We start from the raw sequence: 10,829 nt of genomic DNA on the forward strand, positions 1-10,829 counted from the left end.
ATGCAGAACTGGGCCGACGACGGCAGCGGTGACTGCCGCGCCGAGGACGATCGCCGCGATGCGGTGGCCGTCTGCGGGCTGCTTGGCATCCCGTTCCATTTCCGCGATTTCTCCAGCGAGTACTGGCAGGGCGTGTTCGAGCACTTCCTGGCCGAATACGCGGCCGGACGCACCCCCAACCCGGACGTGCTGTGCAACCGCGAGGTCAAGTTCAAGCACTTCCTGGATGCCGCCCGCGCGCTGGGTGCCGAGCGCATCGCGACCGGCCACTACGCCCGCGTGGCACAGGTGGGTGGGCGTTGGGCGCTGCTGCGCGGCGCCGACCGCAGCAAGGACCAGAGCTATTTCCTGCACCAGCTGGGGCAGGAGCAGCTGGGCGCCACGCTGTTTCCGATCGGCGACCTGCAGAAGAACGACCTGCGCCGGATCGCCCGCGATGCGCGGCTGCCGACGCACGCCAAGAAGGATTCCACCGGCATCTGCTTCATCGGCGAGCGCGACTTCCGCGAGTTCCTCGGCCGTTACCTGCCGGCCAAGACCGGTGAGATCCGCGATCCCGATGGCGCGCTGATCGCCGAACACCCCGGCGTGTTCTATTTCACCCTGGGCCAGCGCGAGGGCCTGAACATCGGCGGCGTGCGTGGCCGCCCGGCGGCGCCCTGGTACGTGGTGGGCAAGGATGTGGCCAGCAACATCCTGTATGTGGACCAGGACCGCGACAGCCCGTGGCTGCTCTCGACCCGGCTGCACTCGGAGACCGCGCACTGGATTGCCGGCGCCCCGCCCGCCCGCCGCTTCAGCTGCACCGCGCAGACCCGCTACCGGCAGCCGGACGAGGCCTGCGAGGTGCAGGTCAACGACGATGGCACGCTGCTGGTGCGGTTCGCCCAGCCCCAGCGCGCCGTCACCCCCGGTCAATCGCTGGTGTTGTATGACGATGAGGTCTGCCTGGGTGGCGCGGTGATCGCCGCCACCGATGCGCCGCTGGAACAGCGCCTGCGGACCGTTCCTTCCCCCTTCGAGGTACCTGCTGCATGAGTTTTTCCGTCGACGACCGCGTTCTTGCTCTGGCCGGCATCGCCCAGGCCCTGCAGCAGGTGCGCCGCATCGCCGAAACCGGCCATTCCGAGGCGGCGGTGGTGCGCACCGCGATCGACAGCGTGTTTCGCATCGATGCCGACAGCCCGCAGGCCATCTACGGCAGCCCGTCCAACGTGGCCCCGGGCCTGCGCCTGTTGCACAACTACTTCCGCAACCAGGGCCAGGACGAGTCGCTGCCACGGCTGGCGCTGGCGGTGCTGCAGCTGGAGCGCCGTTTCGTGCGTGAGCATGCGGTGGTGGAGACGGTGAGCCAGGGGATTGCCCGTGCCCAGCGTCAGGCCACCGAACTGGGCGACAGTGCCCATCCGGACGTGCTGGCCGCCCTCGGCGGGCTGTACGCGGACACCATCAGCAACCTCAAGCCGCGGGTGATGGTCCAGGGCAACCCGCATTACCTGGGCCAGGCCGGGGTGGTGGCCGAGATCCGCGCGCTGCTGCTGGCGGCGGTGCGCTCGGCGGTGCTGTGGCGCCAGACCGGCGGCCAGTACTGGGACTTCCTGTTTTCGCGCAAGGTGATGATCGAGGCGGTGGACCGCCAGCTGCGCTGATTCACGGCGACGGGACGGGCTGCGTGCAGCCACCCGTGGGGTGGCTCTACCCCCGGGTGCGGGTGCGGCGAACGTTTTCGAGGGAATGTGCAGTGCAGCACTAAAGCAAATGGGGGTACGGCCGATACCTCAACCGTGCACTTCCCGAGAACGTCCATGTACTCACGCATCTTCATCCGTCTGGCCGCCCCCCTGGTCCTGACCCTGCTCCTTCCTTTCGCCATCGGCTTCGACTGGCCTGTCGCCCTGCGTTGGGCGATCCTGACCACGATGACGCTCAGCTGGCTGGGCTTTGCCTGGTGGACCGCACGGGCCCAGACCCAGCGCTCCCCCGAGCATGCCCGCATCCTGCGCGAGCAGGACCAGCTGCTGACCGAGCTGCGTTCCTTCGTCGCCAACGAAGTGGACGGCTCGCGCGGCGAAGTCGAACGCGCCCGTGACCTGATCCGCCATGCGGTCAGCGGCCTGGGTGGCAGCTTCGACGCCATGAACCGCAAATCGCGCCAGCAGAGCCAGGCATTGGCCCGGATCGTCGACCGTGCCGGTGAAGACGGTGGCGCCGGCGTCGACGTGGCCCGTTTCGCCCAGCATGCCAGCCATCGCATGGAGCAGCTGGTGGAAGCGCTGGAACAGGTCAGCGGCCAGAGCAGCAACACCGTGCAGCACATCGATCAGATGGCCCAGCACCTGGATGGCATCTTCGCGCTGCTCGAAGACGTCAAGTCGATCGCCGACCAGACCAACCTGCTGGCCCTGAACGCAGCCATCGAGGCGGCACGTGCCGGTGAAGCCGGTCGCGGCTTTGCGGTGGTCRCCGACGAGGTGCGCAACCTGTCCGAGCGTTCGACCACCTTCAACGAGCAGATCCGCAAGTTGGCGCACAGTTCCAAGGACGCCATCGCCAAGGTCCGCGAGACGGTCTCGAACATGGCCTCGCGTGACATGGACCGCTCCCGCGAAGCGCGCCACGAAGCGGCGCAGATGCTGGACAACGTGGCCCAGATCAACGCGTCGCTGGGTGACGGCATGCGCGAGATCTCCGAGTGCGGCCGTGCCATCGACAGCAGCGTGGCCGAAGCGGTCCGCGCCCTGCAGTTCGAGGACATCGCCACCCAGGCCCTGGGCGGCGTGCATACCCATCTGGACCGCCTGACTGCGATCAACCGCGAAGCGGTGGCCCTGCAGGAACTGCTGCACCGTAATGGCGGCGTGTTCGACGAGGAAGTGGTCAGCGCCCTGCAGCGCACCGGCAGCCGCCTGCGCGAGATGCGCAGCGAGTGGGAGCGTCCGCCGCACAAGGCCGTGGCCCAGCAGAGCATGGCCGCCGGCGCGGTCGAACTGTTCTGATCGACTTGACGCGTGCCGGTTCCGGCACGACCAACGGCCCCGGTTTCCCCGGGGCCGTTGCGCTTCCAACACTCGTCCTGGCTGCAGATGATCGCCCGATGTCGTTGACTCCCTCCCCCAGCGCTGCCTCCCCTTCTCCCGCTGCCATGACCGACGTGGTCGGTACGCCGACCGGGCGTGCCGTGGCCCCGGCGGTCCCGGTGGTGCTGGGAGCCCCGGTAGCCGAACCGCTGCGGGGCCGCGCCCTGATCGGGCGGCTGGAGCAGTTGGCGCAGGCAGAGCTGGGACAGCTGGCCGAGCGCAACGGCATGGCCGATAGCGCCCTGCCGGCCCCGGTCGACCCGGCGCTGGCCGGACTGGCCTGGGATCTCGGGTTGAGTGGCGAGGCCGCCGTCAAGGCCGCGCGCGACCGGTAAGCGGAGAGCAGCCGAGCATGGCTCGGCTCTACCCATGCAATCGCGCCCCCCGGTAGTGCCGAGCCATGCTCGGCATCGCACCCCACAGGAACCGCAAATCCGGTAGTGCCGAGCCATGCTCGGCAGCGCACCCCACAGACACCGCAAATCCGGTAGTGCCGAGCCATGCTCGGCAACGCACTCCGCGCAGCAGGCACGTTCGCCCCCTGCCCGATACGAAGCGTTTGTCATTACCCAGGTCGGCACCCGGCCTGAAACCCGGCATTGCCTGGCGTTGGGAAAGCTGACCAAGAGCAGCCGAGCATGGCTCGGCTCTACCGCCGATGAGGGCGGATCGCGCACCCGGTAGTGCCGAGCCATGCTCGGCAGCCGCCGATGAGGGCGGATCGTGCACCCGGTAGTGCCGAGCCATGCTCGGCAATGCACCACAGACACCGCAAAACCGGTAGTGCCGAGCCATGCTCGGCAACGCATTMCCCGCGCAACACCGCGCCCGCGCGTGAGCGCAGCGAGGCAAGGCATGGCCGTCCCCCGTTGGGTCAGACGGCGTGGGTCAGCGCCACCAGGGCCTCGCGCGGGGCCATCTGGGCGCCGCCGGCCTTGAGCCACTGCGCCAGGTCGCGCGGGGTCAGCGGGCGCGAGTACAGGTAGCCCTGGATTTCGTCGCAGCCCTGGCGACGCAGCATCGCCTCTTCCTGCTCGGTCTCCACGCCTTCGGCCACCACCTTCATGCCCAGCGCGTGGCCGAGATGGACGATGGCCTGGGTGACTTCGGCAGTGCCGGTGTCGTGCAGCATGCCCTGGACGAAGCTGCGGTCGATCTTCAGGCGACCGACCGGGAAACGGTTGAGGTAGTGCAGGTTGGAGAAGCCGGTACCGAAATCGTCCACCGCCAGCGGTACGCCGTGGCGTTCGAGCACGTCAAAGCAATGGCGCAGCACGTCGGTGTCGCGGATCAGGGCCGACTCGGTGAGTTCCAGCTCCAGCCGCTGCGGCGGCCAGCCGTGGGCATGGCAGATGTCGATGACGCGTTCGGCAAAGCCGCGGTCGCGCAGCTGCACCGCCGAGACGTTCACCGCGACGCGATCGAACTGCAGCCCGGCGGCCTCCCAGGCAGCCGCCTGGCGGCAGGCCTCGGCCAGCACCCAGTCGCCGATACGCACGATTTCCCCACACTTTTCAGCAATCGGGATGAACTCGGCCGGGCTGCAGTAGCCGATACCGGGGCGGTGCCAGCGCAGCAGCGCTTCGATCGCCGGCGGCTGGTCGTGCGCGGCATGCAGCAGCGGCTGGTAGGCCAGGGTGAATTCTTCGCGCTCGATCGCGCCCAGCAGCGCGTGCTCGATTTCCAGCTTGCGCTGGATGCGCATCAACGCATCCTGGCTGTAGTACTGGTAGGTGTTGCGGCCCGCTTCCTTGGCCGCGTACATCGCCGCGTCGGCGGCGCGCAGCAGTGAGTCGAAATCGGTGCGGCCTTCATCCAGCATGGCGATGCCGACGCTGGCGCCGACCTTGAGCGTGGTCTCGCCACGCTGCAGCGGTTCGGCCAGCGAGGCGATCAGTTTGCGCGCCACATGACCGGCGTCTTCCGGCTCGGCCAAGTCGCGCAATACCACGATGAACTCGTCGCCGCTGAAACGGCCGAACAGATCGGCGTTGCGCAGGTTCTGGTGCAGGCGCGACGCCGCGGCCTTGAGCAGTGCGTCGCCGGTGGCGTGGCCGAAGGTGTCGTTGATGGTCTTGAAGCCATCCAGGTCGATGAACAGCATCGCCAGCGGCGCGCCACGGTCACGGGCTTCCTCGATCGCATCGGCGGTCTGCTCGCGCAGCAGCATGCGGTTGGGCAGCCCGGTCAGCAGGTCGTAGTGGGCCAGCAGTTCGATGCGTTCGTTGGCTTCGCGCTCGCGGGTGATGTCACGGAACAGCACCACGAAGCGGGTCGGCAGGCCGTCGCGCCGGTCCAGCTCGATCAGCACCTGCACCCAGATGCGCAGCCCGGACTGGCGGTAGAAGCACAGGTCCAGCTGCTCGGGCAGGCCGCCGTCGGCGATGCGGGCGAGCGCGGCCTCGAAGGCGTCGCGCGAGTCCTGGCTGTACAGCGCCAGCGCCTGGTCCAGGCTGATTGGCTCCTTGCGCAGGCCATGGATGCGATAGCACTCCTCGGTCCACTGCATGTGCCGGGTGGTCACCTCGATCTCGCAGCCGCCGATGCGGCCCAGTGCGGAGACGCGGTTGAGCAGCTCGGTACGCCAGCGGATCAGCGCATCGGTCTGGTGTTGTTCGGTGATGTTCTGGACCTGGCCAAGCAGGCGCTGGATGCGCCCATCAGCGCCCAGCAACGGTTGCATCCACAGGCGCAGGTGCAGGGCGCCTTCGCGTTCGCGCGGCAGTTCCAGTTCCAGCGTGGCCGGCTTGCCATCGTGCAGCATGCGCCGCCAGGCGTGGCGCAGCAGGCTGCGTGAGCGCGGTTCCAGGCGGCGCAGCCAGCGCCGACGACCGGTCAGCGGATCATCCCCCACCCCGAGCAGGGCGCGGAACTCGGGCGACCACCAGAACTSGCGGCTGCCCGGGTCCCACGACCAGCTGCCCATGCTGGCGATGCGCTGGGCTTCGCGCAGGTGCACCTGCTGTTCCAGCAGCAGCGCTTCCATCTGTTTTTGCGCCTGGATGTCGGTATGGGTGCCGACCATGCGCAGCGGCTGGCCATCCGCCGTGCGCGCGACCACCCGGCCGCGATCCAGCACCCAGCGCCAGTCGCCGTCGGGGTGCCGCACCCGGTACTGGGCGGCGTAGACCTCGCCTTCGCCACGCAGGTGCGCATCCAGCGCCGCGCGCACGGCCGGCTGGTCGTCAGCATGGATGGGGGCCAGCAACGCGCCCGCCGCGTCGCCGCGGGTGACATCTTCGGCCGGGACCGGTTGCCCGTCCCAGCGCCGCGAGCGGGTCACCGCGTCGCTGGGCACGTCCCAGTCCCACAACCCGTGGCCGGCGTGGTCCAGGGCCAGCTCCCAGCGGCTGCCGGCGTAGCTGTCCACCGGCTCGGGCACGCTCAGGGTGAAGGCCAGCAGGTTGCCGTCCGGGTCATGCACCGCGCGCATCCAGCCATCGAAGCGGCCACGGGGGCCGCCGGGCAGCTGGCAGGGAATCAGGCCGCCATCGGCGGCCAGCAGGCGCAGGTCTTCAAGCAGCTCGCCGTAGGCCGCCACGGTTGCCGGCAACCCATGCTCGCGCGCCGCCGGGTTGGCCGCCAGCGGACGCCCGGTCCGGTCCAGGATGACCAGGGCCGAGGCCAATGGGTGCTGCAGCAGACTCGCGATAATCCCTTGGTCCACGCGGTAAGACTCCGATAACGCACCCGACAGCCGGGAACGCAATCGTTAGCGGCGGATTTTACGGATAGTTGAGTGGCGCCCTGCGTGCGGCCCCCAAACCGGACCACACCCACTAAGATGCAGGTCGCCCGTCACGATCCGGTCCCTGCCCCGTCCATGCCCGTCCCCCCGTCCGGTCAAGCCTCCCCGTCCACGCCCGAACGCCCGCTCGCCCAGGCCCTGCGCCGCGACCGCTGGCGGGTGGTGGCGGGCTATCTGGTGCTGGCCCTGGTGTGGATTCTGTGCAGCGATGCCGCCGTGCAGGTGCTGGCCCGGGACATGGCCTCGGCGGCCCGCTGGCAGACCGCCAAGGGCGCGTTCTTCGTGATCACCAGCGCGGCGCTGATCTACCTGCTGCTGCGACCGCTGGCCCAGCATGTGCTGCATGCCCATTCCCGGCTGGAGTGCTCGGAGACCCGTCACCGGCAGATGTTCCAGGGCAACCCCGGTCCGATTCTGGTGTACGACCTGGATTCGCTGGCGATCCTGGATGTGAACCCCGCCGCGAGCAGCCTGTTCGGCTGGAGCCACGAGGAGTTCACGGCGATGCCGATCAGCGCGCTGTGGCCGACCGGCGATGAGCCGCTGCTGGCGGCCAAGCTGGAACAGATCCGCGCCGCGCCCGAGCAGCTGTGCGTGATCACCGCCGACCTGCAGCTGCGCGATGGTGCCCGCCGGCGCATGGAGATGCGCAGCACCTTCATCGAGTACGGCGGCCACCGGGCGCGCCTGCTGATCGCCATCGACCGCACCAGCGAGGACCAGGCGCTGCGCCGCCGCGACCAGGCGCTGGCGCGGGTGGAGGAAGCACATGAGATGGCCAGGATCGGCGCCTGGGAAGTCGATCCGGCGACCGGGCTGGGCCGCTTCTCCAACCAGGTCTACCACCTGCTCGGCCGGCGCCCGCCGGAGGCCCGACGCTGGCACCGCTTCGAGGAACTGCTGGTGCCGGCCGACCCGGCCACCGCCGCGCTCAGCGAACAGCTGCTGCAGGACATGAGCGGCGAGCAGGTGCAGATCGACGTACTGCTGCCCCTGTTGGCGATGGACGGGCGCGCGCTGATGGTGCACCTGCGCGCCGAGAGCGGCCACGACGACGCCGGCCGCCCGCGCGTGCTGGGCACCTTGCAGGACGTGACCGAGCGCGAGCAGTCGCGGCGCCTGCTGCGCGAGCGCGAGGAGCAGTTCCGGGAGCTGGTGCGGGTACTGCCTGACGGCGTGGTGATCCTGTCCGACGAACACGTGCTGTATGCCAACGCCTGCGCGGCCGCGCAGTTCGGTTACGGCCAGCACACCCTGCTGGGCGAGCCGCTGGCCGCATTGGTGGCCGCCGAAGACCTGGCCCGGGTGCGCGCGCAACTGTTCGCGGCCATCCCACTGCCCAGCACCGGCGCCGGGGAAGTGATCGGCATGCGCCGGCTGGCCGGTGAGCGCTTCCAGGCCGGGCTGGCGGTGGGCGATGTGCGCTATGGCGGTCGCAACTGCAAGCTGCTGATCGTTCGCGACCTGAGCGAGCCCGAGCGCATCCGCGAAGCGCTGGAGACCAGCAACCGCGAACTGCAGGCCATGGCCGGACGCCTGTTCTCGCTGCAGGAAGACGAGCGCCGCGCGATCTCGCGCGACCTGCACGACGACATCGGCCAGGCGATCACCGCGATGAAGCTGTCGGCCTACGCCGCGCAGGACGAAGCCGATCCGGCGCGCCGCGGCGAGGATCTGGAGCAGATCATCCAGCTGGCCGATGCCACCGTGGGCAAATTGCGCGACATTTCCACCCTGCTGCGCCCGCCGCAGCTGGACGCGCTCGGCCTTGAGGCCGCGCTGCGCTGGCAGGCCGGCATGCTGTTCCGCTCGGCGGCGATCGAACTGCTGCCGGACATCCAGTCGCTGCCGCGGCGACCGCAGGGCGATATCGAGCAGGCCTGCTTCCGCATCGCCCAGGAAAGCCTGACCAACGTGCTGCGGCATGCCCGCGCCAGCCAGGTAAGCCTGCAGCTGCACGACGTGAACGACCACGGCCTGCACCTGCAGGTACGCGACGATGGCGAAGGCTTCGACCCGGACGGTCCGCGTGGGTTGGGGCTGATCGTGATGCGCGAACGCGCGCAGAGCGTCGGCGGCACCCTGCGCATCGAATCGGCGCACGGCGCCGGCACCCTGGTCGACCTGTACCTGCCGTATCGCATCAGCGATGCGGCCACTCCCGATACATTGGAACATTGAACATGTGGAACCCTTCCCTGCCCCTGGTCAGCATCGAGRATGCGCCGCCGCGCCTGGGCGCGGGCAATCCCGAGCTGCAGGCGATGGTCAGCGACGCCGCCTCCGGCGGCACCCCGCTGATGCTGATGCATGTGGACATCGACCATTTCGCTTCGGTCAACGAGAACATGAGCGCGGAGGTTGGCGACCAGGCACTGGTGCTGGTCGCCCAGCGCCTGCAGCACCACCTGCGCGGGCGCGGCAAGCTGTGGCGGCATGGCARCGATGAGTTCCTGCTGGCGGTGCCGCGCAGCGCGGACATGCCCCTGCCCGAAGACCTGGCCGAAGAGATCCGCCAGCAGCTGGAACTGCCGCTGTCGGTGCTGCCGTACACGTTGTTCATGACCGGCAAGCTGGGCGTCAGCCTGTGCCCGGAACATGCCAGCGATACCTCGCGGCTGCTCGACCACGCCGAGGATGCGCTGTACCAGGCCGCGCGCGAAGGCGGCAACGCGGTGCGCATCCACGCGGTGGATACGCCGTCCAGTGCACACAGCGAGAGCATCATCGCCCGGCAGATCGTCGATGCGATCCCCAACGGCGAGTTGAAGCTGCGCTACCAGCCGCTGGTGAGCGCACGCGATGGCCACGTGGTGGGCATGGAAGCGCTGCTGCGCTGGCAATCGCCCACCCTGGGCATGCTGGTGCCCGAGCGCTTCATGCGCACCGCCGAGCGGTTGGGCATCATCGTGCAGATCGGCACGTGGGTACTGGAAGGTGCGTTGAAGCAGGCGCGGCTGTGGCGCGACCAGGGTTTTGACGACTTCACCATCGCCGTCAACGTGTCCACCCTGCAGCTGCTGCGCCCGAACTTCTTCGCCGAGGTGATGTCGTTGATGCAGGCCGCCGGGGTGCCGGCGCAGATGCTGACGTTGGAGATCAACGAAAGCGCGCTGACCAACAACGTCAACTTCGTGCACGAAACCCTGGTCAACCTGCGCAACGAAGGCATCAGCCTGAGCCTGGACAACTTCGGCACCGGCGACTCCAGCCTGAGCGCGCTGGTGCGCTACCCGGTGGACAAGCTGAAGATCGACCGCAGCTTCATCAAGAGCGCGCCGGCCGGCAACCGCGAGGCGGCGATCGCCCGCGCGATCATCGCCATGGGCCATCAGCTGGGCATGACGGTGATCGCCAACGGGGTGGAATCGCAGGCGCAACTGGGCTTCCTGCGCCGCAACGACTGCGATGTGTTCCAGGGCTATCTGTTTGGCGAGCCGATGTCGGCCGATGCGGCCGGCATGACCCTGCGCCGCCGCTACCTGCGCCCGGAAGCCTTCGCCGAGACCCGCCCGGACCGTACCCTGCTGCTGCTGGACGACGAGGAGAACGTGCTGCGCTCGCTGGTGCGGTTGTTCCGCCGTGATGGCTATCGGATCCTGGCCGCGGGCAACGTGCGCGATGCGTTCGACCTGCTGGCGATCAACGACGTGCAGGTGATCCTGTCCGACCAGCGCATGAGCGACATGAGCGGCACCGAGTTCCTGGGCCGGGTGAAGATGCTGTACCCGGACACGATCCGGCTGGTGCTGTCCGGCTACACCGATTTGAACACGGTGACCGATGCGATCAACCGCGGCGCGATCTACCGGTTCCTGACCAAGCCGTGGAMCGACGACGAGCTGCGCAAGCACATCCACCAGGCGTTCCGCACGCATGAGGAACAGCGCCGGGCGAATACCGCGCCGGCGCCGGCGCTGCCGGCGGTTGACGACGACTGACCCACCCCGGGCGTAGAGCCGACCGTTGGTCGGCTGCCCTCAACCGAAGTGCCGCCGCAGCCG

At 68.9% G+C, this 10,829-nt stretch carries 7 protein-coding genes; 6 read left to right on the forward strand and 1 reads right to left on the reverse strand.

Translation table 11 applies throughout. From position 1 onward, the window contains the following. The 4 genes from mnmA to AC1DQP_RS10810 all read left to right on the forward strand — a co-directional run. A partial coding sequence (gene mnmA, locus AC1DQP_RS10795; protein WP_478051575.1) for a tRNA 2-thiouridine(34) synthase MnmA occupies positions 1-1,038 on the forward strand: 1,038 nt, incomplete at its 5' end. Further along, positions 1,035-1,649, forward strand: coding sequence for a high frequency lysogenization protein HflD (gene hflD, locus AC1DQP_RS10800; protein ID WP_457318601.1), 615 nt, complete (start codon positions 1,035-1,037; stop codon positions 1,647-1,649). The genes mnmA and hflD, both read left to right, overlap by 4 nt. 156 nt (positions 1,650-1,805) lie before the next feature. Next, positions 1,806-2,996: a methyl-accepting chemotaxis protein gene (locus AC1DQP_RS10805; protein WP_478051576.1), complete on the forward strand. Its 1,191-nt coding sequence runs from the start codon at positions 1,806-1,808 to the stop codon at positions 2,994-2,996. A 98-nt stretch (positions 2,997-3,094) separates the two neighbouring features. Further along, positions 3,095-3,412, forward strand: a complete 318-nt coding sequence (locus AC1DQP_RS10810; protein ID WP_457318602.1) for a hypothetical protein — start codon at positions 3,095-3,097, stop codon at positions 3,410-3,412. Between the two features lie 539 nt (positions 3,413-3,951). On the opposite strand, the gene AC1DQP_RS10815 is transcribed toward AC1DQP_RS10810, so the two are convergent. Continuing rightward, positions 3,952-6,744, reverse strand: a complete 2,793-nt coding sequence (locus tag AC1DQP_RS10815) for a bifunctional diguanylate cyclase/phosphodiesterase (protein ID WP_478051577.1) — start codon at positions 6,742-6,744, stop codon at positions 3,952-3,954. A 156-nt stretch (positions 6,745-6,900) separates the two neighbouring features. On the opposite strand from AC1DQP_RS10815, the gene AC1DQP_RS10820 reads away from it, so the two are divergent. Continuing rightward, entirely contained in the window at positions 6,901-9,006 is a 2,106-nt protein-coding gene (locus AC1DQP_RS10820; protein ID WP_478051578.1) for a sensor histidine kinase, read from the forward strand. Positions 9,007-9,008: 2 nt separating this feature from the next. Then, positions 9,009-10,766: an EAL domain-containing protein gene (locus AC1DQP_RS10825; protein ID WP_478051579.1), complete on the forward strand. Its 1,758-nt coding sequence runs from the start codon at positions 9,009-9,011 to the stop codon at positions 10,764-10,766. The last annotated feature ends 63 nt before the right edge of the window (positions 10,767-10,829 follow it).

This window comes from Stenotrophomonas sp. P5_A8 (genome assembly GCF_056400545.1).